Raw genomic sequence first — 21941 nt, 5'->3', positions numbered from 1 at the left:
GTTAGATAATTTCCCAGCTATGCGTCATTTCTACGCCTTGACCTAGCATCAGACAGACTGAGCAATACTTCTCTAACGAATCAGCCGCAACTTTAGCAACCACTTCAGCATCTAACGCTTCACCAGACACTTCAAAATGAATGTTCACCTTAGTGAAAATACGTGGAGCTGTTTCGCGTCGCTCTGTACTAAGTTTGGCAGTACATGCTGTCACCTTTTCTCCTGCTTCTTTTAGTCCGTCGACCACGTCTACAGAGCTGCAACCACCAGCTGCCATTAAGACCATTTCCATTGGGCTTGGCGCGGTTGCACCGCCGTTCCCATCCATCACAACTGCGTGGCCAGACTGAGATTGACCTAAAAACTTAAACTCTTCGACCCATTTAACTTCAGCTTGCATCGTACTTTTCTCTTTAAACATCCATAGGGAAAACCACGCCAGTCTGGCGACGGATTTCTGTTAATAATTTAGCGACAATCAGTGATCGCGTTTTGCACTGTTGATCGATCTGCTTATTTGCCAATTGTTCGGCGAACGCTTGGGCTTCATAGAACATTGGGTTGCTGTCTTGTTCTACGCTTAAGTCTACCCCTGCACCACCGCGAGGAACCTTAGTTAACTTTTTCGCGGTAGAAATCATTTCCATAACCAGCGCCCCATCCTCACCTTGTATTTCACTTGGCAGGTAAGAATCACTGGTTTTTGAGTGCTGCAGCACGACATCAAAACCCTGATAACCAAGGATCACACTGCCGCTGCCATCCACACCAGAATCCAGTAACTGTGCTTCTGCTTTTACCGATTTAGGTTCACCAAAGAGCTCTATCGCACTACCAAGGCAGTAATAACCGATATCCATAATAGAACCATTGGCAAAAGCCGGATTAAACGTGTTTGGGTTTTCGCCAGCAAGATACTTAGGGTAACGCGACGAGTATTGGCAGTAGGTGATAAATGCTTTGCGGATTGCACCAATCGAGTTTAAGTGGCTTTTTAGTAGCTTGAAGTTTGGCGCATGCGGCGACATAAACGCTTCGAACAATACCACGTTACTCTCTTCAGCAACTTGATACATTTGCTTTGCCAACGTCTCATTCGCCGCCATCGGTTTTTCACACACTACATGCTTGCCCGCTTTCATCATTTGCATTGCCTGCGGCGCATGCAATGAGTTTGGGCTCGCGATGTACACAGCATCTACCGAGTCTGAATTGGCCAGTTTAGCCAAATCGTCAAATAGCTCTGGTGAGCCGTACTTTCCTGCGAACTCTGCGGCTTTTTCCAGCGAACGTGAATACACTGCGCTCAGTTGATATTCCCCAGTTTTTAGTGCGGCTTCGACAAACTGGCCTGTAATCCAGTTCGTTCCTATCACAGCAAGTCTAATCATCAATTTGTCCCTTACCTTAAAAGGAGCCAAAACGGCTCCCATCAGACACTAGGCTTTCTCCACCTAAGCGTAAAAATTTATTGTTATGTGCTGTGGCTATACGGTTAACACAACTCTAACCGCTAAGAGAATCAAAACTGCACCAGAAAGTCTATCGATAAATTGCGCTTTAGCGCGAATCTTATCCAACAGCCTTGGGCTTGAGAGCAGCAAAGTAATGAAGGTGTACCATAAACCGTCAACCACAAAAGGCGTCAACACGATAAGAGATTTCGCGCTAACACTGTCGCCAACCGCGACAAACTGACTAAACAGTGCGGTAAAAAACAGCGCGATCTTTGGGCTAAGCAGAGAAATCAAAAAACCTTCTTTCGCCGATTGCCAAGCGCTGCTTTGGTCACCGGCTTCCAGCTTCGCGGCAACCCCACCTTTTGAGCGCAACGCGTTAAAACCTAAATACGCCAAATAAGCGGCACCCGCGTAACTGATCGCCTTAAACACCAATGGCGATTGCTGCAAGACAACGGCCAAACCAATCAACGTAATAAAAGCATAAATGCCAATCCCAAAAGCGTGTGCCCAAGCGGTCGCTAAACCATTAGAGCGCCCCCCAGCCAAACTGTGTTTTGCGACCATCGCTAAACTTGGCCCTGGCGACATAGCACCGAGCAAGCAGATAGTAAAAAGTGAAAGCCAAATCGTGAATGTCATTATTGTTATCCTGTTATGTACTCAATTAAGCTTAACTTAGTTCAGGCGAAAGATGATTTGAAATCAAACTTTAGAATAATCACTATGACTTGAAATCATACCTATTGAGTAGCTTGAGGTTTGCATTACATTCAGAATCTGTTCACGCATCCATTGATGGGCTTTGTCTTGGTCATATTTGGGATGCCACATTAGCCAATATTGGTGTAACTGCGTATCAAACGGTAAAGAGCAATAGGCCAAGGGGTGATCGTTAGAGAGGTTCACCGCGATATGTTCAGGAACAATCAACAGATAGTCACTGGACATTAAAGCGTTAATCGCGGCAGAGAAAAACGGTATCTTCAACGCTACCCGTCGCTGATAACCCAAGGTGTTCAACGCCACATCAACGCTCGAATCTTTGTCGCCGCCACCTGTCACTTTTAAGTGTGGGTAGGCCACAAGGTGATCACAGCTAATGTCTGTTTGACTCAATAAAGGATGCCCTTGGCGCATTAAGCAAACCGATTGGTCCTCACCAATTTTAATGCTACTCACATTCTCTGGTTTTTCAGGCAACATCGTTGAGGCTAAATCGATCCCTGTCGCATTGAGCTGTTGCAAGTAGTCCGGCTGCCACAACCGATAAGCAATGTTCAGATTCGGCGCCTGTTCAACCATCACTGACACCACGTCCGGCATAATGTACTGCGCGACATAGTCACTAGACGAGATCACAAACTCTTGCTTCCAAGTTTTGGGCTCAAATACGTCATCGCTTAATAAACTTTCGAACTCGCCCAACAAGTCATTCAACTTGCTTTGAATCGCCAACGCCCTAGGTGTCGGGATCAAGGTATTGCCATCTCTTACCAACAATGGATCGCCACATAATTCACGCAGTTGAGAAAGCTGACGGCTGACCGCAGATTGCGTGATGTTTAAACGCTCCGCGGCACGGCTGACATGACACTCATCCAGTAGCACTTGTAATGAACGCAATAAATTTAGATTGATGTGGCTAAGAGGCATGGGCAGTATTAAAAAATTCGGTTAGCACAGTATGGGTCATTAAATGACGCAATTCAGGAATCGTTTGGAGTTCATCTCTGATCTGGTTTAGACGCTGCATGGTCGGGACTTCAACAAACAGCATCATATCCGTTTCGCCACTGATAGCGTGGCACCACTTCACACCGTCGATTTGATAAATTCGGCTCGCATAGGTTTCGCAATAATACGTCGCAGCAGACATATCGAATTTAAGCGCCATATAGGCTTGTATCATAGGGCTATTCTTAGGTGGCGCGAGCTGTGCGTGGTAACCCAATATCACTTTGTCTGCTTCAAGCTTCTGGATTCGGGCGGTGACAGCAGAACGCGATAGATTCACTTCTCGGGCGATATGGCTCACAGATGCGCGAGCCTGATGTTTTAGTATTTCTACGATTTGACGATCAAACTTGTCCATATTACTTCCTGTCATAGCTCAACTTATCCTGTTGATTACAAGTAATGTGACACAAATTCGCGCAACGATAAAGCCATCCGTTTGCTTTACATTCGATCAATTCAAACAGAAGTTCAGCATTTGCTAATATTTAATCCGAATCTGATAACTTCATCACTCCACACTCAATAACCATACAAATAGTGTGATTTTGTTCAAGCTGATATTCAAAGAGTAATCCTACGCTTAATACAAAACAGACCAAAGCAAAGCCAAGGAGTTGATATGAGACTGTCGCCAATCATTATTGGCATTACTGCAGCAACAGCTATCGCGCCGCTGAGTATTGCCAACGCGAAAAAGGACATGGTTTTAGAAAGTATTAAAGCGCCCACAACAATTAGTATTGATGGTATACCAGACTCTACATGGGATGCGGCAACCGCGCTTAAAGTAAAACTTAAGAAGCTCCCCTATAAACCAGATAATGGCTACAAAGGCATAAAAAGGACAGACGTATTGATCAAGTCGCTCTATGACGATGAATACGTATATTTCCTTATTCAATACGACGACCCAACAAAAAGCGTCGAACGCTTCCCTTGGATGAAGCAAGCAGATGGTTCGTGGAAACAATCCATGAATAAAGACCAGACGGGTCATGAAAATACATACTATGAAGACAAGTTTGCTGTGTTCTGGGATATCAACACCGATGACTTTGCAGAAAAAGGATGTAATGCCGCCTGCCACCGTGCCAAAGGCGGAAAAATTGGCGGCAGAAAGGATAAAAACCCGGCCAGAAAGTACACCAAAGAAGGCCAATTTATCGATATGTGGCACTGGAAGGGAGTCAGAACAGCCGCGCATAATCAACTGGATGACCAGTATATTGATAGCAATACCGATCCAAAACTAAACAAGGGCTGGGGTCGTAAAGGTGATGATAAAACAGGTGGCGGCTACGTAAATAACATTAAAGACGGTCAACCTGCATTTGTGAGTGCCAACCTTTCCGCTGATACATTACTCATTCACGAAAATGAAAAAATGCCTTTTACCCAAGATTACAGCAAAACAGACCGTATTCCTGGGCTGACTGGTGCGCCATTCCAAGGTTCACGAGGGGATATCGAGGTAGGTTCAAACTGGAACGAGGGTGTTTGGACACTTGAGATGAAACGGAAACTTGTCACCGCTGGCTCAAATGCGAAGACACAAGACGTTCAATTTGATGACATGTCTAAGAGCTACCCGTTCGGTGTTGCCGTTTTTGACAACAGCCAAATCAACCACGTATATCACCGAGGTGTTCTAAACATGGTATTTAAATAATGGCTACAGTTAACGTTGGGCGGTGCCTTCGCCCAACGTATCGCGATTTATCTTGTTGAGGGTAACTATGCGGATCTTTTCCCTACTTCGTGCAATACAGAACTCTGCTCTAAAGTGGCAGTGTGGCCTTATTGCATTACTTGTGGCTCAAGCCACTTTTGCCGACAGCAAGCCTGATTTTGCTCAACAAATCACGCCAGAACAAACGATGGCAGTGATATCCAAAGAAAATAAGAGGTGTATTCGGTGCCATCAAAAGAAACGTCTGATTAAGAATATTGACGCTATTACGTCGGTAGGTCAGCACGAAAGTCGTCTATTTTACGACAATTGTACCGCATGCCACGGCAACAAAGGCGATCACCCTAAAGATGATCACGCCATCATAGGCTTCAATGACACAAATCGGTCAACGATGTTTGAGCAAAACCAACAGTGCATCATCTGCCATCAGCCACAAGCACTCAGAGCAGCGGAGTGGACGCATGATCTGCACGTAAAAGAAATGTTTTGTTCAACATGCCACTCTCTACATCAGCCTCGCGATCCTATTATCGGTATCACAAAGAAATTTCGAATTGGATTATGTGTCTTTTGCCATGACAAAAGATCTGATGAGACTTCCAGCCATGAGGAGACATCGCGATGAACAAATTTCTCGTTACCCTTTTATTGGTCATTTCTCCACTCACTTATGCCGATGATCTTCCTAATCCAGACGAAGACACACTCGCTAATTTCCATTTAAAAGACGAGACGTGTGCTGGACAATGTCATGAGGATGAGTCGGTTTCTGACGATTTGGTCTTTGAATATCGCAGTTGTGTTGAATGTCACGATGACTTTGGCTTATTACGTGGAAAAAGCCATAACTTAAAACACAAGGAGAACGAGAACATGGAGTGCGTAGAGTGCCATTTCCCTCACGAAGAATTCGACCCCAAAGAAACTTGTCTAGACTGCCATGATGAAGGTGATAGTGAAATTGAACACATCTACTCTCATCGTTTAGAACGCTATATGAGTCACTTTGTATTTATGCCCCATAGTAAGGCTTTATCAATTAGCCCTTCGGTTCACAATTGAATAAGGGAAGCACTGTCTAGCCCAAGCGTCAATTCGCTTACCCACCGTGAAAATTCCGTCATTTTGACGGTTATCTACGACGAAATGCTGGCTGCTTAACTCGCAGTTATTCAGTAAGCTATTCCTGTATTAGAAGGAATGGAAGCTATGGGCGAATTAAAAAAAGAAATAACCCTCATTTCAGGAATAGGACAACTTTCAACAACGTTACTAGGCACTGGGCTGTTTATGGTCCCAGCGATTGCTGCTGGCATTGCAGGGCACCTGTCACTGTGGGCATGGGGATTGCTTTTTATTGCCATTTGCCCGATTGCCCTCACCTTTGCGCAGTTAGGCAAGCGATACCCAAGTGCGGGGGGCACCGCGTATTTTGTCCGGCAGGCGTTTGATAAACGGCTTGAAAAGAGTGTAGCGTGGCTGTTTGTCAGCGTAATCCCCGTCGGCATACCCGCCGCCATTGCGCTTGCCGCAGGCTTTTTACAACAGCTGTTACCTGAAGCGATTAACTCGGCGATGCTGGCTCAAATACTGACGGTGGCCCTGCTAATGGCGGTCAACTTGTCTGGAACTAAGTCCTCCGGCCGACTACAAACGGTCATCGCGTTGAGTGTATTTGCGCTCGTCGCGGCCTTTTGGTGGAAAGGAGGACTATCGACCAATGATATCGTGATGCCGACGCTCGATTCAGACTCATTCTGGAGTATTGGAGCGGCTCTCGGCGTTATGTTTTGGTGCTTTGTTGGCATTGAAGCATTGGCCCATATGGGCGAGGAATTTAAAAATCCGCAGCGAGATTTTCCCATCGCTATCTTAGTCGGCAGCTTCATCGCAGGGGCCACTTACTGGGCTTGCTCGGTGATTATTCTTAAGTTTGGCGCTTACGGCTCTGCCGAATTTGAAAGTGCGTCTATTCCCTGGATCTCAGAGCAACTGTTCGGCAATCAATTTAAAGTGTTGATTAGCCTGCTTGGTTTCGCGGCCTGCTTTGCCAGTGTTAATTTATACACACAAAGCTTATCTCGTATGGTGTGGGCCCAAGCGCGAGAATACAAACCGACCAGTCCGTTGGCGAGAGTGTCAATTAAAGGGGTACCCGCAAATGCCACGCTAGTCATAGGTGCTATATTGATCCTTTCTTGTGTCGGTGGCGAACTGTCAGGACTGGACCTTGAGTTCTTTCTGAAACTCGCCAACAGTGTGTTTGTCTTGGTTTATCTACTGGCTATGTTGTCCGCCTATAAGCTGCTTACAGGAGTGGGTAAAGCCCTGGCGGCGATCGCACTTATCCTTTGTACCATCGTTTTTATCTGCTTAGGTTGGTCGATGCTGTATGCACTTAGCATTTTAGCTCTATTCTCTCTTCCTTGGGAGAAACTGAGACCACTCAAACAACCAAAAACCGAGTAACGTTAAGGCCCAGAATTTCTGGGCTTTTTAATGATTTTTCATTCCCCAAATCACCGCTTCTGCTAACATGTGCTCATAAAATCAAACCGTAAACCTGCGGAGTGCAACGATGAGCGAATTTCAGGAACTATCTCATCACATACAGACCATTGCCCGTGCTGATGACGAGCAACAGAATCAAATATTAAACGAGTATATTGAAGAAGGGCTAGAAGCAGGTTCCATTGCGCTGATACTTGAAGCATTTCCGATTGATGATCGTGTGCGCTTGTGGCGAGGCCTACCATTAGAGTTGCATATTGAAGTACTCACTGACGCCCGTGCGGATGTGCGTAACTCAATTATCTCCGCTCTTTCCGAAATTGAGCTGAAACTTACTCTAGCGAAACTCGATAACCTATCTTTGATCGAGTGGGCCGACTCGTTACCCGATGACATCATCAGTGAAGCACTCAGCCTAATCGAAAAAGACGAGCTAGAACTTTATGACTTAGCCAACGAGTACGAAGATGATGAACTGGGCCGTTGGGCAGAACGTAAAATAGTCACGCTTCCGTTTAACCTTTCCGTAGCAAGGGCAACCGCGCTGATGGAGCGTTATAGCTATGATGCACCGCAGCAAATCTACTTAATTAATAAACGTAAACAGTTCCGTGGTGTCGTGAGCTATATTGATTTGCTCAGAGCAGATGAATCCGAAAGGCTTAAAAATCTCGCCTGCGATAACGTGGTAACGCTGAACGCCAAACTCACCTTGGCCGAAAGTATCGAAGCACTAGAACACTCTTCGTCCTCAACAATGCCCGTCATTGATGATGATCAAATGCTGATCGGTGAGGTCGACTGGCAATTTGCCCTCAGCACCCAACGAGAGATATATGAGTCACGTTTGATGGCGGGTACGGGTATGGATGAAGGCGATGACCTATTCGCACCTGTGATTAAAAGCTCACAAAAGCGCGGCGTCTGGCTCGGCATTAATTTAATGACGGCCATTCTTGCCTCTATCACCATTGGTTTGTTTGAAGACGTCATCGCACAAGTTGTTGCTTTAGCTGTATTGATGCCGATCGTGGCCTCTATGGGCGGTATAGCAGGCAGCCAGACATTAACGCTTATGGTGCGTGCCATGGCACTCAATCAGATCACTGTAGGTAACCGCTGGGCGCTGCTGAAAAATGAAATAGGCATTGGTTCAATCAACGGTATTCTGTGGGCAGTGATCATTGGTGGGCTAGCTGGCATGTGGTTCCAGTCAGGAATACTTGGCGCCACGATAGCTCTGGCGATAATCGTGAACATCATTACTGCCGCACTGTTTGGAGTACTTATCCCCATTGCTTTGGAAAAGTTAAAACTAGACCCGGCCTTAGCTGGCTCCGTTATTTTAACCACAGTAACCGATGTTGTCGGTTTCTTTGCATTTCTTGGTACCGCAAGCCTGGTTATGCTTTAAAAAGACACACTAATAATATGGAATAATGCAAATATTTGCATTTTGCACTTTCAATATGCAAATGCATGACGGAAAATTAATGCTAAAGCATTAGTTTTTTGTGCAAATACACTCTATTAGACTTGGCACATATAGTGCATTTATTAAATCGACCCTTGATAAGCCGGGGGTCACCTAGCCAACTGACGTTGTTAGTGAACCTATATGTTCACACTCATACAAGCCAATCTCCCTTTTTGAGGTTGGCTCTTCTTTTATTATACCTGTGCAAATACCCACCTTATTTAAAAGCAGCGAAGTTTAAAGACTGTCAAACTTATAAAAAAGAGCGTACAAAAAGAAAACCCCACTAAGCTCTCGCCTAGTGGGGTTTAATCTTTACTCGCAGCAATCCGGCTACTAATAGGTGCTCCCTGCATCTATTCCTTGATAGTACACTGAATCCTTCAGCTCTTTCCTTACCATCGCCGTCCTAGCGGTGTCCTTGGCAATCCAGCCCGTTAACTATCCCAGTTAACTCTCATCGCTTTATCCTTAAGCGGTGTCCCTGATTCCGTCACCCTGACAGAAATTGCCTTAGTCCGTTAAGCGTCCATTGTCTGTCCTTGCGCAACCATCCTAGTTACTAGCGTCCAAGCCAATGTCCTTTGCTTTCCATGCCAATTGTTCATCCTAAACAATCGAATCTTCTTCCTGAAGATGACCAATCCGTGGGTCTTTCCTGTTCCATGTCTGCTTCCTGCTGACAACTCAAGAATATGCCACTGACCGTTTTTAACAACAGAACTTTTAATTTCTCCATGCTGACTCAGCCTAAGAAAAACAATAAATTAATTAATTATCAATTACTTAACTTTAATCCAAATAGATATCTGCGTTAAAAACACAAATTATGCTCACAGCTTTGTAAGAGATCTCGCACAAGCAACGTGACCAATCTGCCCTACCTAAATCCCCCCACGCAAAAATCAAATGTGATAATAGTCACTTAAAATTGGCTTTTTATGCGATAAACACTGAGCCGACCACGTTTTTTACTGGACTAAAAGCAGGGAAATTAGGATATTATGAGGCGATCTCTATCACAATTAACCAGTATCCATGCCTAAAGGTACACTTTAGGCAAGTAAACATTTCCTAGAGGAAAATTGAATGATTTCTAAATGGGCACAACGCTTTTACCAAATGGCTGAACTTGTTGGCTCTTGGAGTAAAGACCCATCCACTCAAGTTGGCGCTGTTATCACTAAACAAAATCGCATTGTTTCAGTCGGATTCAACGGCTATCCACACGGTATTTCAGACAGCGCTATTACTGACGATAGAGAAATGAAGTATCTGAAAACATTGCATGCGGAAGAAAACGCCATTCTATTCGCCAAACGCGATCTAGATGGCTGTGAGATCTGGGTAACACATTTTCCTTGCCCTAACTGCGCTGCAAAAATCATCCAAACAGGTATTTCAGCGGTTCATTGTCCAGAACAAACACCTGACTTCCTTTCTCGCTGGGGCGATAAGATCAAGGTAAGCCAAGAAATGTTCCTGCAGGCAGGCGTAAAAGTAAACTGGCTACCACTCAATGAGCTGGCCGAGAGCGCCCGACCGCTCCAGACAGCAGAGTAACCCCTGAACAGTTCAACTCAAAAGACTGTCTTGCCCTGCCCTAATTCATGAATCATCAGCACACTAATCAGTGCTGATGGCTCATTTATCAACCACGTCACCACCGTTCCACGACAAAACTCGCCGTTAGTTCAATCAAAACACACCACAAGTCGCTCAATAAACACTCATACAGTTCAAAGAAACGAAAAAAATTACTGATGCACTTACCTAGAAGTGACCAAAAAACATGCTACTGAATGCAGACACAACAAATGACCCGTTTTTGTTTACCATTTCCGTTTTAAAGTTGCCACTGATCACAATTGATCTAGATCAATTTTCATAATTTATCATTAAACTAGCGATCCAAGTATTTTTCGATGAAAATTAACTAAGGCTAATTTTTATTGTCAATAGTGGTAAGCGCACAAAAACAACAGCTAAAGCCTCTATAAAAACCCTTAAATCCAGAGCAAACGCCTGTCATTATTTTTACTAGCAGAATAAGGGGGTTGGCCTTACAATCCTGCCGCATAAAAATTACAAAATTGATACGAACGAATTCCAAGCTCTACTCGCCTCCCCTACACCGCGGGTAGAGTCAGTCCCCAAAAGCGAAAGGTCCAACGAAAAATGAGTCCAGAGAAACATCTTTTAGACTGGCAAACTAGCCAAACGATTGCGGAAATCATCTCGCCACTACTTGGCCAGCTTTACCGTCAGAAAGGCGTAGAAGTTCTACTATTTGGTAAAACTCTAGTGAATGCAGCGACAATTGATATTATCAAGACTCACCGTCTAGCTCGTCGCTACACAGGTACTACACTATCACCGGAACAAACTCTTCCTCTAATCAAAGCACTTTCGGAAATGGAACTGTCGCCATGCCGTATTGATGTTGGTCAGTTGGCTCATGAGTTCTGGCAAGATCGCGAAGACGAGCACGGTGTGAAAGACTTCCTTCACAGCTCACTACTAGGCGCGATGAACGGCCAAACAGTTAGCGAACCTCGTGATGTTGTACTGTACGGTTTTGGTCGCATCGGTCGTCTATTGACTCGTCTTCTTGTTGAGAAAAACGGCCCAGGTTACCCACTACGTCTACGTGCAGTTGTTGTTCGCGGCGGTAAGAAAGGTGACCTAGAAAAACGTGCTAGCCTACTACGTCGTGACTCTGTACACGGCCAATTCAACGGCAGCATCGTGGTTGATGAAGAGCGTAAAGCGATCATCGCGAACGGTAACTACATCCAGTTCATCTACGCGAACAAGCCTGAAGAAGTGGATTACACTAGCTACGGTATCAACAATGCACTTGTCGTTGATAACACAGGCGTTTGGCGTGACGCAGACGGCCTAAGCCAGCACCTTGGCTGTAAAGGCGCAGAGAAAGTACTTCTTACTGCACCTGGTAAAGGCGACATTAAGAACGTGGTATTCGGCGTTAACGACAATGTTATCCAGCCTGAAGATAAAATTATCTCTGCGGCGAGCTGTACAACCAACGCTATCACACCAATCCTAAAAGCGATGAACGACAAGTATGGTGTGACATCTGGTCATATCGAAACTGTTCACTCATTCACTAACGACCAAAACCTGATTGATAACTTCCACTCAGGTGAGCGTCGTGGCCGTAGTGCTTCGCTAAACATGGTATTGACAGAGACTGGCGCAGCTAAAGCGGTAGCGAAAGCACTACCTGAACTAGCGGGTAAATTGACAGGTAACGCGATTCGTGTACCAACGCCAAACGTATCTATGGCCATTGCTAACCTGAACCTTGAAAAAGGCACAGACAAAGACGAGCTAAACGCTTACCTACGTGAAATGGCAATTAAGTCAGACCTTTCAGCGCAAATCGACTACACAGAGTCAACTGAAATTGTTTCGACAGACCTTGTTGGCTCTCGTTTCGCTGGCGTTGTTGATGGTGCGGCAACTATCGCGCAAGACAACCGTTGTGTACTGTACATCTGGTACGATAACGAGTTCGGCTACAGCTGTCAGGTTATTCACTGTATGGAACAGATGATGGGCGTGCGTTACACAACGTACCCAACTAAATAATTCTCTGAATTAAGCTCCTGGCTTTGTCAGGAGCAAATCTCCACAACACTTATAATAATCCCCCCAATTATTGCCACTTTCATTCTTTGAGAGTGGCTTTTTTGCTTGTGTTCATCTTTTATTCATTTACTACTCACTATTGTGAATCATGAACAAAAAAGAGGTGTTTATGAAGAATCTCGTATCCAGCAGCGTTGTCCTATTTGTCGGTTTTTTTACTCTGCTTATGGGCCTTATTTTAGCGATACCACTAACAGTTTTAGCTCTTGTGACTGGCAAAAAGTTACAACGTCGGAATAAAGTGAGCTCAGCAACTGATAATACAAGTACTCATGGAGCGGTACTCGAAGGTAAGTACGAAGAAGTCTCCAAATAACGACGAATAGACAACAGACTGTGAACATCAAAACGCGCGTATTAACCGCTTCAGGATTAACCCTTATCACTCTGCTTGGCTGCTCTGCTGATATTCAAGCCCCCGAGTATGAATCAGCAGACAGTCTGCCTCACTATACCCAATCTAGCTTTGCCGAGTATCTGGCAAGCACCCGAGAATGGCTGGAGCAAAACAGGCTGTTTATTACAGCGGATAAGCAATCAGAACTTTCGTTAGTGATACCTAAAGAGTACCGCCCTGATGAACCCAATGGCCAAGGTGTGTTGCTGGTTCATGGTCTGGGCGATTCCCCTTACTCCTTTGCAGATGTGGCCACTCACCTTGCCGAGCAAGGGTATCTGGTGAGAACCATTCTATTGCCTGGACACGCAAGTAAAGTAGGTGATTTGCAGCTTCCAACGCTCGAAGATTGGCAGGGAGTGGTGCATCACCATATTCAGTTACTAAAGCAGGATACCGACTCTATCTGGGTTGGGGGCTACTCTACAGGTGCAAACCTGGTGGCATCGGAAGCTCTTAAGGATCGCTCGATCAATGGCATGCTGCTTTTTTCCCCCGCACTGTTACCCAACTCCTCAGCCGTTAAGTTCGCGGAATTGGCCAGTTACTTCATTACATGGGCCGATCAAGATCCAGAAGACAACCCACTGCGATATAACTCGCTGCCGATGAGTGCTGCTGCGGTTTACTACCAAACGTCGGTGCAAGTGAGAAAACAACTTGAAGATGCACACTACGACAAGCCCGTGTTTATGCTCATGAGCGAGGGCGATAAAGTCATTAGTACCCAGTTTGCGATAGAAACGTTCAGCACCAAGATGTCTCACCCTCACAGTCATATTGTGTGGCAAGGAGAGCAAGAGCTACGCGAAAAACGTTCCACGCGTTTCTCGATGCAATTACCTGAGTATCAAATCTCCAATGGCTCACACATGGGGCTGTTATTTTCTCCTGACAACCCACACTATGGAGTGAAAGGGACTTATATCATATGCAGTAACGGGCAGGATGAAGAAGCCCAGCAAAGATGCTCGAACGGAGAAAATGTATGGTATTCCGCATGGGGTTATCGAGAAGAAGGGAAGGTTCACGCCCGCCTGACCTACAACCCTTATTTTGACCAAAGTATGGAAATTTTGGATCGAACCATGTCTGCAAATGCGGGCTAAACGCTGACCAACAACACGCAGCCAATTAATATTAGCCAAAAGTCGAATATTTGTTGCGCAGGAATGACCAATTTGTTATTAAAAATAAAACTAATAACTATACAGGATTGACAGATGAGCACTGGTCAACGCACAACAACCCTACGTTTTCTCGCTGAGCCCGGAGATGTAAACTTTGGCGGCAAAGTCCATGGTGGCGCCGTAATGAAATGGATCGATTTAGCCGCATACGCAAATGCGGCTGCATGGAGTGGGAAGTACTGTATCACAGCCTATGCCGGTGGTATCCGCTTTGTCCAACCCATTCATGTGGGTAACCTGGTAGAAGTAAGCGCTAAAGTCATCTACACCGGGCGTAGCTCCATGCACATAGCAATCGATGTACAAGCCAGTGACCCAAAAGAACTTAAGAACCGTCTTACCACGCACTGTATCGTTATTATGGTTGCGGTGGACGAAAACGGAAAACCAACGTCTGTTCCCGAGTGGATTCCAGAAACGCCTGAAGACATTGCCTTAAGAGATTCAGCGATTCGCCTTATGAATATGCGCAAGGAAATCGGCGAAGAGATGGAAGCGCACGTTAAATATCTAAAATAAACCTTTTAATTCAAAAAAGAGGCTCTAAGCCTCTTTTTTACACTTTTCTGTCATCTTTTCTTCATCTTGTCCTGATTTAATCGTCTAGCACGTAAAAATTCATCAAGGACTATGAGTGAACATAAATGAAGTTACATTGAGTGAAAATACACTATCAAACCTTAAGGCGGTTGAGTATCAGTGGGTTCGTTCTATGTATGTGGAAGGTTACGGTGATGGTGAAATCAATCACTATATCAAGGCCTGTTTTGGGGGAGATGACACCTTTGCCGATCTGTTTCGACGCGTTGCACTCTCACAAGAAAGCATTTACGTTTTATTGCAATACATTGGTTGTGCCCCTTCAAGCCGCGAGTTTTAAATAGTCCTAGCTAGTTATCCGAAACCCAAAGTCGAAAAAAGTCACTGTAGCCACTTTTACGTATCTGTACACCTTTGACTTGAGCGGCCTTTGTCACTTCTTCTTGCCCGCAGAATAAAGGCAAGCAACGATGCTCTTTATACAGAGATTCTTCTATCTCAAGTAACGCTTCGTATGGATTTTCACTGCCGACGGCATGGCGTATTTGATCTTGGTGTGACTGCATTTCTACTGGCGTCAGAGCGTACCGCAAGCCTGTCGATACACTTAACCACTCGTACAAGCCGTATTCCTTTGGCGCTTCAATGATTTCGTCAACCAGAACTAGGTCAGCCGCTTCAGAGATAGATTCAGGACAACTGATATCTTCAATTACAACGATCTCCAATTCAAGGCCCGTCGAACGGATTAATCGATGTAGCCATTTCACTTGGCGTATTAAGCTGGGTATCGTCCAAATTGGTTCTGCAATCGTAATTTTTCCATGTAGGTTTGGCTTAGGATAATGATCACGTAGAGCCGTGTTCTGTTTGAATTCAATCCCTTCTACAGCGCCTTTAGCGTCATAGCCATATTTTTCATGACTGATGAATTTTGCCAGTTCTTGCCAGGTTTCAAGCGATATTTTTGCATCAGGTCTTTGACGATAGGTCAGATAAGAGAATGAACTGATCCATTCGATGTTCACCTCACCCACTTCTTGGTTGAAACTCACAATATTTTCTAAGACTTCCGTCTCATGAGATAAAGTGACGCTTTCAAGTAAAGCACAGGTAGAAAAATACTGGCTATGTGCGCGTAAGCGAAGTCCATTACTGTTCCAGTCTTCAATCTTAAACGGCCCAGTTCCAATATGAGACGTGTAGTTTCCAAACGATTTCTGATCGCGGCAGATAATTGAAGCATTGGGCATCGCGAGCACATACGGAAAAAGCTTGTTTGGATAATGAAGAGTAATCTCAATGCAATTTTCAGCCACTACGTCTACGCGTTTAATGCTTTGCCCAAGTCCACTTACAGGGCCATTCTGGTCACGTAATCTCTCTATGCTCCATATGACATCATCAATATGTAGAAGCTCACCATCATGGCGGTACACCCGAGGCATCAGCCACAACGTTATGACGTTATCATTTACTTCCCAAGAATGGGCCAGTGAAGGAATAAGATTACCTGCAGCGTCTTGCTTGATCAAAACGTCATAAACGCTCTTGATGACCTGCAGTTCAGACAGGCGGTATGTTTTGACTGGATCGACGGTACTAACCCAAGGGTAAGAGGATATGAGGACCGAATTACGCTTTTCATTGGTAATGCTTAACTCTTCAGTGGCTACCGACAGTGCTCGTACCGCTATCTCTCCATAAATATCGAGTAGCTTCGCGATCAGCTTGAAACGCCCTAGCTCCAATTCATTGGTTAGCACTTCCGTTAACGCTTGCTGCAATGACTTTTTGATGACTAGCTGGCTTGACTTACTTCGCCCAATAGCAGGTTGCCAAATCACCCACCCCAAGTGAGATAATTTCCGCATGACAATCGACACGTTTCTTCTGGACGTGTATAAAACGGTTTCAAGATCGTCCAGCACCACCGAACAATGTTGATTGATCTGATAATGCTTTAGCAACAAATCAAGGTGCCTTAGGTTTACATCGTTCACTTAAACTCCGCGCTAGAATTTCTTACCTTAAAAATAACATAGGGAGCCCTGTAAACAGAACTCCCTACTAATAAGTAATTCTAGAAGTGGTAGCTTACACCCAATGATAGAACACTGATTTCCGCTTCTACTTTCGCATTTGCATCCGCTGTCTTTACGACTTCAAGCTCAGGTTTCATGTAATCCCAAGATGCTTCTAAGTGTAAGTTATCCGTTAACGCAAACTCTGCACCTAGCCCGTACATACCGCTCAATGCTGTATCGGAGAGCGTGGTATAGCCTGCTGAGCCTACAAAAGAATTGCTCGCCTTAAACTCAGCGTTAAAGTAAGACAAACCTGCTTTCGCAAATAAGTTAAAACGCTCGCCAACAGGCACAATCACTTTAGGCTGAATAGCGAAAAACTTCATGTCACCCACTGTCACAAGATCGCCATCTAATGCATCGTAACCACCTAGCGATCCTTCTAGCGCGAAATACTCGTTAAACTGATAACCAGCGTATAATTTACCCGCTAAACTGGAGTCATCTTGCAATTCAAGTGAACTACTGCCGCTCACTAACGAAGAGTCCACTGAGCCAGAAGCTTTATCAAAACTAGCTTGACCAATAGAAGCGCCGACATAAGGGTTTGCATTAGCTGCAGAACATGCTGCGAATAGTGTCGCAACAAGCCATTTATTCTTTAACATTGTATTTACTGCCTATATTTATTAGTAAGTTATTTTGTGTGCACTTCCTTACGCAGCCAATGCCATCCCTATCATTGGGTTTTAAAACACTGATAGTTTAGTCAGGAGCAGGCGAATAAAACATGAAAAATTATGACGCAATATTTCTATAAATAAACAGGCATCACGTGCCCGCCGCTGTGACACCTGATCCGCGAATAATTCACTATTGTGTAGAGAGTTAGCAGAGCGAGATGCAAGAGAGGTTTCTGTTCATTGATATTTGATTGTTCGGTCGCATGGTCATCCAACCGCTATTCTCTTTAACAAGAGTTTTTTTATACTCACCACCACAAAACGGCAAAAAGCAGACATAAAAAAACCCGGGACAATGCCGGGTTTATGGTTACAAAAACTGTTAGTAGTAAAATAGTAAGGAATCTAGCTAACAGCCAGCTATGCGTAACGCCAGAGATGCTCTCTTCTTAACTGATCGGCGGCCAAACCAAAAGATGTTAAGTCGAGAAACAAAATGGGCGACCTTGCGGTCGCCCTTATCGTTCTTATTAACCTTTCACACCGCCGGCGGTTAATCCTCCGACCAACCAACGCTGCGCAAGTAAGAATACGATGGTAATTGGTAGTGCAGACAATACTGCTGCTGCTGCAAAATCACCCCATAGATAGTTCTGAGGGTATAGATACTGCTGCATACCAACCGCTAATGTGTATGAGTTTACATCAGAAAGCAGTAATGATGCTACCGGAACTTCACCAATCACACCGATAAATGAAAGAATGAAAACAACCGCAAGGATTGGCACAGACAGTGGAAGCAGCACTAATCTAAACGCTTGCCATGGTGTTGCACCGTCCAACGCTGCCGCTTCTTCCAGTGAATTATCAATCGTTTCAAAGTAGCCTTTGATTGTCCAAACATGCAGGGCAATACCACCCAAGTAAGAGAAAATCAGGCCGCCGTGCGTGTTCAAACCAAGGAATGGAATATATTGCCCTAGTTTGTCGAACAAAGCATAAAGTGCCACCAGCGCCAGTACAGCTGGGAACATTTGGAAGATCATCATCGCTTTAAGGATGGTGTTCTTACCTTTAAAACGCATACGAGCAAACGCATAAGCCGATGTTGTAGACAGCGCAACAATCAGAATAGACGTAATTCCAGCTACTTTAACTGAGTTCCATAGCCATGTAAGTACTGGGAACGGAGGCGGTGTGACCGAACCATCAGCATTCGTTACAGCAATACCCAGTGCTAACTTCCAGTGCTCCAGTGATGGGTTGTCAGGAATAATACTACCTGTAGCGAAGTTACCTTCACGGAATGAAATCGCGATAACCATCAATAGCGGAAAGATGATTGAAGCTAGGAATACCCACATAGCAATATGGGTTGCCCATACGCGGTATTTAAGTGATTGACCTTGTACCATTGCCATTGGAAATTCTCCTTAATCCTGAGACAGCTTAGTAAAGCGAAGGTTAAGCAATGCCAGCGCACCAACCAATAGGAAGATAAGCGTTGCGATTGCACTTGCCAGACCGAAGTCCTGACCGCCAGAGCCTTCAAACGCGATGCGGTAGGTGTAGCTTACAAGCAAGTCGGTGTAACCCGCAGGTTCTGACGTACCGATCATATTTGGACCACCCTGAGTCAATAGCTGAATCAGAACGAAGTTGTTGAAGTTAAATGCAAAGCTCGCGATAAGTAGCGGAGTCAGAGGCTTAATCATCAGTGGCAGTGTGATTTTACGGAAGTTCTCGATGAAGTTAGCGCCATCAATTGCAGAGGCTTCGTATAAATCTTCAGGAATCGCTTTAAGCAGGCCCATACACAGAATCATCATGTACGGGAAACCAAGCCATACGTTGACCGCTAGCACCATGGTTTTCGCCATAAGTGGATCAGAGAACCAAGCTGGGCTGATACCAAACAGCGCCTCTAGCACCATATTGATTTCACCAAAGCTTTGGTTAAACAAACCTTTGAAGATAAGAATCGAGATGAAAGCTGGAACCGCGTAAGGAAGAATCAGAAGTACACGGTAAATCGCACGGCCTTTTAACTCTTCCCACTGCACCACACTCGCCAGGACTAAGCCAATCAATGCCGTTAGAATAACCGTCAGACCTGAGAAAAGTACCGTCCAGATAAAGATACTAACAAACGGTTCTTTGATGCCATCATCTTTCCAAACACGCTCGAAGTTGTGCGTACCAATGTCTACCACGAAACCTGGTGACACAGTTGAACCAATAAACTGGCCGTTTTCATCAACAGGTTGATAGAAGCCCACTTCCATATTTGGACGCAGTGTTTCACCCGTTTCGTTGTTGTAAAGCGATTGACCATCGTCTTGCAGCGTGTAAAGAGGCACAACAGCAGCAAATTTGCGTAAGCCACTCATACGGATGTCTTCGCCAGAAGGCATGTGTAAATCAATCGAACCAAGCGCGGCTTTGTTTTTGATGATGGCTTTAATGCGTTCTTTTTCACCAGAAACCGACTCAACGGGTGTGAGATCTAGCCCTGCACCTGATGATGCTGAAATGCTGAATTCATCCGTCGCTAACAGTTGATCGCCTTTCTTCACCGCAATGCGGTGGCCGCTATCCGTTTTGTATAACGTGAAGGGATAACTATCACCACTTTGGAAAGTGCGATCCATTAAAACGGTTTGGGCACGATCTAGTGAAAGCTGGTTTTTAGCACTGTAGTTGGTAAATGCTAATCCGACCGTATATGCCAGAGGGAAAAGGATGAATAGGATCATACCCGCGATGCCTGGGTAGATGTAACGGTGAGCATACGTCTTTTTGCTACCGAAAATGTACAAAGCCAGAGCGGTTAGAATAAGGGTAAGCAGCGCGAACGCCATCTCACCACGTGAATACATAAGAATCGTTGCATAGCCATTAAGGATGCCCACACTGCCAAGCAGTGCCCACTTAACGAATACATTTTTACTTGATGGCAAGCTCGTTGTTGAAGATGTCATAGCATCTGTACCTTGAACTGACTGCATAGAAGAACCTGCTAGCGATAATAATACTTAGAAAATAAGGAGGAGTTTCCCCCTCCCCAAAAATTGATAATAATTATTTAGTCATTTGTTTTTCTGCATCCGCTAGAGCTTCGTCTACAGTTTGGCGACCATCCACGATGTTAATAATTGCGTTTTTCGCGCTGCCCCAGAAAGCGTTCATCTGAGGAATGTTAGGCATAATTTCACCATTCATCGCGTTGTCCATTGTCGCCGCAATGCGTGGATCTGAATCTAGCTCATTCTGGTAAGATTTCAGAGCAACTGCACCTAGCGGTTTGTCTGCATTGACTTTACCTAGGCCTTCATTGGTTAGTAGGTAGTTTTCTAGGAACTCCACCGCTAAATCTTTGTTTGGTGATGCGGTGCTGATGCCCGCTGTCAGTACGCCTACAAACGGTTTAGAAGGTTGACCATTAAATTTAGGGAGAGTGCTCACGCCGTAGTTAACGCCCGATTTTTCGATGTTACCCCAAGACCAAGGGCCGTTGATGATCATCGCAGCCTTACCTTGGTTAAATGATGCTTCAGACACTGAGTAATCCATATCCGCAGAAATGACACCTTTCTCTACTAGGCCTTTCACAAAATTCATCGCATCTTTAACGCCATCTTTCGCGATACCCGCGTCTTTGATGTCGTATCCTGCCGCGCCGTATTTAAACGCGTAGCCGCCGTCTGCAGCCATTAGTGGCCATGTAAAGTACGGTTCTTTTAGGTTCCACATAATCGCAGATTTGCCATCTTTCTTAAGCTCTGCGTCTAGCTTCGCCACCTCTTCCCAGCTTTTCGGTGGGTTAGGCACCAAATCTTTGTTGTAGATAAGAGACAGAGATTCAACCGCGACTGGGTAGCCAATCAGTTTGCCGTCGTATTTCACTGCATCCCATGCGAAATCAACAATGCCTTCTTTCATTTGCTTAGATGGTTTGATCTCAGCAAGCAGACCAGCTTCTGCGTAACCACCAAAACGGTCGTGTGCCCAAAACACAATATCCGGACCATCGCCTGTCGCCGCTGTTTGCGGAAACTTATCTTGAAGCGCATCAGGGTGAGCCACGGTCACTTTAATACCTGTGTCTTCTTCAAACTGTTTACCTACTTCCGCCAGACCGTTGTAACCTTTGTCACCATTAATCCAAATGGTCAGTTGGCCTTCTTCGATGGCAGCGTTTGCACCGAATGAGCCTAAGGCAACTAGCGTACCTAGTGCGACTGTGCTTAGGGCGTTTTTCATATTCATATCCTTGTTATATTTCTGTTGTAGGGTTCGACCAGGAGGTTTCACCGTATTTCGACATCTATTTTTAGCCAAACCGATAGGTGACTCATCCTCCTACTCCCTACGCCCTCAGTATTATGGCCTATTTTCGTGATCCCCATCGTCATAGCTTGCGGAGCAAAATCACAAAAATGGCTCTTTATGTGATCAGTTTCAATTTTAATCGCTGTATTTATTTGAACTCGATCTCCCTACGCCTTTTACCCCCTCCTCTCCCTCATCCTTATCTACTCCCCCTAT

At 45.0% G+C, this 21941-nt stretch carries 21 protein-coding genes; 11 read left to right on the top strand and 10 right to left on the bottom strand.

Annotated features, from left to right (window positions below; translation table 11 throughout):
* Nucleotide 1: 1 nt before the first annotated feature.
* The 5 genes from VNE01S_RS15400 to VNE01S_RS15380 all read right to left on the bottom strand — a co-directional run bounded on the left by VNE01S_RS15400 (nucleotide 2) and on the right by VNE01S_RS15380 (nucleotide 3555).
* Entirely contained in the window at nucleotides 2–400 is a 399-nt protein-coding gene (locus tag VNE01S_RS15400) for an OsmC family protein (RefSeq protein WP_053396135.1), read from the bottom strand.
* A 13-nt stretch (nucleotides 401–413) separates the two neighbouring features.
* Nucleotides 414–1391: a Gfo/Idh/MocA family protein gene (locus tag VNE01S_RS15395; protein WP_053395832.1), complete on the bottom strand. Its 978-nt coding sequence runs from the start codon at nucleotides 1389–1391 to the stop codon at nucleotides 414–416.
* Nucleotides 1392–1487: 96 nt separating this feature from the next.
* Nucleotides 1488–2102: a LysE family translocator gene (locus tag VNE01S_RS15390; RefSeq protein WP_053395833.1), complete on the bottom strand. Its 615-nt coding sequence runs from the start codon at nucleotides 2100–2102 to the stop codon at nucleotides 1488–1490.
* Nucleotides 2103–2165: 63 nt separating this feature from the next.
* Nucleotides 2166–3116 (bottom strand): LysR family transcriptional regulator, encoded by a 951-nt coding sequence (locus VNE01S_RS15385; protein WP_053395834.1) that lies wholly within the window; start codon nucleotides 3114–3116, stop codon nucleotides 2166–2168.
* Complete coding sequence (locus VNE01S_RS15380; protein ID WP_053395835.1) at nucleotides 3106–3555, bottom strand: Lrp/AsnC family transcriptional regulator; 450 nt, start codon at nucleotides 3553–3555, stop codon at nucleotides 3106–3108. The genes VNE01S_RS15385 and VNE01S_RS15380 overlap by 11 nt, the downstream gene beginning before the upstream one ends.
* A 264-nt stretch (nucleotides 3556–3819) precedes the next feature.
* On the opposite strand from VNE01S_RS15380, the gene VNE01S_RS15375 reads away from it, so the two are divergent.
* The 11 genes from VNE01S_RS15375 (at nucleotide 3820) to VNE01S_RS15325 (ending at nucleotide 15023) form a co-directional block, all read left to right on the top strand.
* Entirely contained in the window at nucleotides 3820–4869 is a 1050-nt protein-coding gene (locus VNE01S_RS15375; RefSeq protein WP_053395836.1) for an ethylbenzene dehydrogenase-related protein, read from the top strand.
* 67 nt (nucleotides 4870–4936) lie between these two features.
* Nucleotides 4937–5518: a hypothetical protein gene (locus VNE01S_RS15370; RefSeq protein ID WP_053395837.1), complete on the top strand. Its 582-nt coding sequence runs from the start codon at nucleotides 4937–4939 to the stop codon at nucleotides 5516–5518.
* Nucleotides 5515–5955: a cytochrome c3 family protein gene (locus VNE01S_RS15365; protein ID WP_053395838.1), complete on the top strand. Its 441-nt coding sequence runs from the start codon at nucleotides 5515–5517 to the stop codon at nucleotides 5953–5955. Before VNE01S_RS15370 ends, VNE01S_RS15365 begins: the two co-directional genes overlap by 4 nt.
* 147 nt (nucleotides 5956–6102) lie before the next feature.
* Complete coding sequence (gene yjeH, locus VNE01S_RS15360; RefSeq protein ID WP_053395839.1) at nucleotides 6103–7362, top strand: L-methionine/branched-chain amino acid transporter; 1260 nt, start codon at nucleotides 6103–6105, stop codon at nucleotides 7360–7362.
* A gap of 109 nt (nucleotides 7363–7471) precedes the next feature.
* Nucleotides 7472–8818, top strand: coding sequence for a magnesium transporter (locus VNE01S_RS15355; protein ID WP_053395840.1), 1347 nt, complete (start codon nucleotides 7472–7474; stop codon nucleotides 8816–8818).
* Between the two features lie 1152 nt (nucleotides 8819–9970).
* Complete coding sequence (locus tag VNE01S_RS15350) at nucleotides 9971–10444, top strand: dCMP deaminase family protein (protein WP_053395841.1); 474 nt, start codon at nucleotides 9971–9973, stop codon at nucleotides 10442–10444.
* Between the two features lie 615 nt (nucleotides 10445–11059).
* Nucleotides 11060–12496 (top strand): glyceraldehyde-3-phosphate dehydrogenase, encoded by a 1437-nt coding sequence (locus VNE01S_RS15345; protein ID WP_053395842.1) that lies wholly within the window; start codon nucleotides 11060–11062, stop codon nucleotides 12494–12496.
* 169 nt (nucleotides 12497–12665) lie between these two features.
* On the top strand, nucleotides 12666–12872 hold the full coding sequence (locus VNE01S_RS15340; protein ID WP_053395843.1) for a hypothetical protein: 207 nt from the start codon (nucleotides 12666–12668) through the stop codon (nucleotides 12870–12872).
* Between the two features lie 20 nt (nucleotides 12873–12892).
* A complete protein-coding gene (locus VNE01S_RS15335) occupies nucleotides 12893–14062 on the top strand; it encodes an alpha/beta hydrolase (RefSeq protein WP_053395844.1) in 1170 nt (389 codons plus the stop codon).
* 114 nt (nucleotides 14063–14176) lie between these two features.
* The gene (locus VNE01S_RS15330) at nucleotides 14177–14662 is read left to right on the top strand and encodes an acyl-CoA thioesterase (RefSeq protein ID WP_053395845.1); all 486 of its coding nucleotides are present in this window, start codon (nucleotides 14177–14179) and stop codon (nucleotides 14660–14662) included.
* 115 nt (nucleotides 14663–14777) lie between these two features.
* Nucleotides 14778–15023, top strand: a complete 246-nt coding sequence (locus VNE01S_RS15325; RefSeq protein WP_053395846.1) for a hypothetical protein — start codon at nucleotides 14778–14780, stop codon at nucleotides 15021–15023.
* A 10-nt stretch (nucleotides 15024–15033) separates the two neighbouring features.
* On the opposite strand, the gene VNE01S_RS15320 is transcribed toward VNE01S_RS15325, so the two are convergent.
* The 5 genes from VNE01S_RS15320 to malE all read right to left on the bottom strand — a co-directional run bounded on the left by VNE01S_RS15320 (nucleotide 15034) and on the right by malE (nucleotide 21656).
* The gene (locus VNE01S_RS15320; RefSeq protein WP_053395847.1) at nucleotides 15034–16686 is read right to left on the bottom strand and encodes an ABC transporter substrate-binding protein; all 1653 of its coding nucleotides are present in this window, start codon (nucleotides 16684–16686) and stop codon (nucleotides 15034–15036) included.
* An 80-nt stretch (nucleotides 16687–16766) separates the two neighbouring features.
* The gene (locus tag VNE01S_RS15315) at nucleotides 16767–17378 is read right to left on the bottom strand and encodes an outer membrane beta-barrel protein (protein ID WP_053395848.1); all 612 of its coding nucleotides are present in this window, start codon (nucleotides 17376–17378) and stop codon (nucleotides 16767–16769) included.
* 545 nt (nucleotides 17379–17923) lie between these two features.
* Nucleotides 17924–18814 carry a maltose ABC transporter permease MalG gene (gene malG / locus VNE01S_RS15310; protein WP_053395849.1) on the bottom strand — a complete coding sequence of 297 codons (891 nt, stop codon included), beginning with the start codon at nucleotides 18812–18814 and terminating at the stop codon, nucleotides 17924–17926.
* A 12-nt stretch (nucleotides 18815–18826) separates the two neighbouring features.
* Nucleotides 18827–20401, bottom strand: coding sequence for a maltose ABC transporter permease MalF (malF, locus tag VNE01S_RS15305; RefSeq protein ID WP_053395850.1), 1575 nt, complete (start codon nucleotides 20399–20401; stop codon nucleotides 18827–18829).
* 73 nt (nucleotides 20402–20474) lie between these two features.
* Nucleotides 20475–21656: a maltose/maltodextrin ABC transporter substrate-binding protein MalE gene (gene malE, locus VNE01S_RS15300; protein WP_053395851.1), complete on the bottom strand. Its 1182-nt coding sequence runs from the start codon at nucleotides 21654–21656 to the stop codon at nucleotides 20475–20477.
* Nucleotides 21657–21941: the final 285 nt, after the last annotated feature.

This window comes from Vibrio nereis NBRC 15637 (assembly GCF_001591105.1).
GTDB classification, from domain to species: domain Bacteria; phylum Pseudomonadota; class Gammaproteobacteria; order Enterobacterales; family Vibrionaceae; genus Vibrio; species Vibrio nereis.
Note: the sequence above shows the minus strand (reverse complement) of the source record. Positions and strands in the feature narration are given on the sequence as shown.

Coding starts and splice junctions, on each gene's coding strand:
- VNE01S_RS15340 (WP_053395843.1), top strand. CDS start 12,666: ATGAAGAATCTCGTATCCAGCAGCGTTGTCCTATTTGTCGGTTTTTTT.
- malE (WP_053395851.1), bottom strand. CDS start 21,656: ATGAAAAACGCCCTAAGCACAGTCGCACTAGGTACGCTAGTTGCCTTA.
- VNE01S_RS15365 (WP_053395838.1), top strand. CDS start 5,515: ATGAACAAATTTCTCGTTACCCTTTTATTGGTCATTTCTCCACTCACT.
- VNE01S_RS15400 (WP_053396135.1), bottom strand. CDS start 400: ATGCAAGCTGAAGTTAAATGGGTCGAAGAGTTTAAGTTTTTAGGTCAA.
- VNE01S_RS15395 (WP_053395832.1), bottom strand. CDS start 1,391: ATGATTAGACTTGCTGTGATAGGAACGAACTGGATTACAGGCCAGTTT.
- VNE01S_RS15370 (WP_053395837.1), top strand. CDS start 4,937: ATGCGGATCTTTTCCCTACTTCGTGCAATACAGAACTCTGCTCTAAAG.
- VNE01S_RS15330 (WP_053395845.1), top strand. CDS start 14,177: ATGAGCACTGGTCAACGCACAACAACCCTACGTTTTCTCGCTGAGCCC.
- yjeH (WP_053395839.1), top strand. CDS start 6,103: ATGGGCGAATTAAAAAAAGAAATAACCCTCATTTCAGGAATAGGACAA.
- malG (WP_053395849.1), bottom strand. CDS start 18,814: ATGGCAATGGTACAAGGTCAATCACTTAAATACCGCGTATGGGCAACC.
- VNE01S_RS15350 (WP_053395841.1), top strand. CDS start 9,971: ATGATTTCTAAATGGGCACAACGCTTTTACCAAATGGCTGAACTTGTT.
- VNE01S_RS15355 (WP_053395840.1), top strand. CDS start 7,472: ATGAGCGAATTTCAGGAACTATCTCATCACATACAGACCATTGCCCGT.
- VNE01S_RS15315 (WP_053395848.1), bottom strand. CDS start 17,378: ATGTTAAAGAATAAATGGCTTGTTGCGACACTATTCGCAGCATGTTCT.
- VNE01S_RS15385 (WP_053395834.1), bottom strand. CDS start 3,116: ATGCCTCTTAGCCACATCAATCTAAATTTATTGCGTTCATTACAAGTG.
- VNE01S_RS15380 (WP_053395835.1), bottom strand. CDS start 3,555: ATGGACAAGTTTGATCGTCAAATCGTAGAAATACTAAAACATCAGGCT.
- VNE01S_RS15390 (WP_053395833.1), bottom strand. CDS start 2,102: ATGACATTCACGATTTGGCTTTCACTTTTTACTATCTGCTTGCTCGGT.
- malF (WP_053395850.1), bottom strand. CDS start 20,401: ATGCAGTCAGTTCAAGGTACAGATGCTATGACATCTTCAACAACGAGC.
- VNE01S_RS15375 (WP_053395836.1), top strand. CDS start 3,820: ATGAGACTGTCGCCAATCATTATTGGCATTACTGCAGCAACAGCTATC.
- VNE01S_RS15345 (WP_053395842.1), top strand. CDS start 11,060: ATGAGTCCAGAGAAACATCTTTTAGACTGGCAAACTAGCCAAACGATT.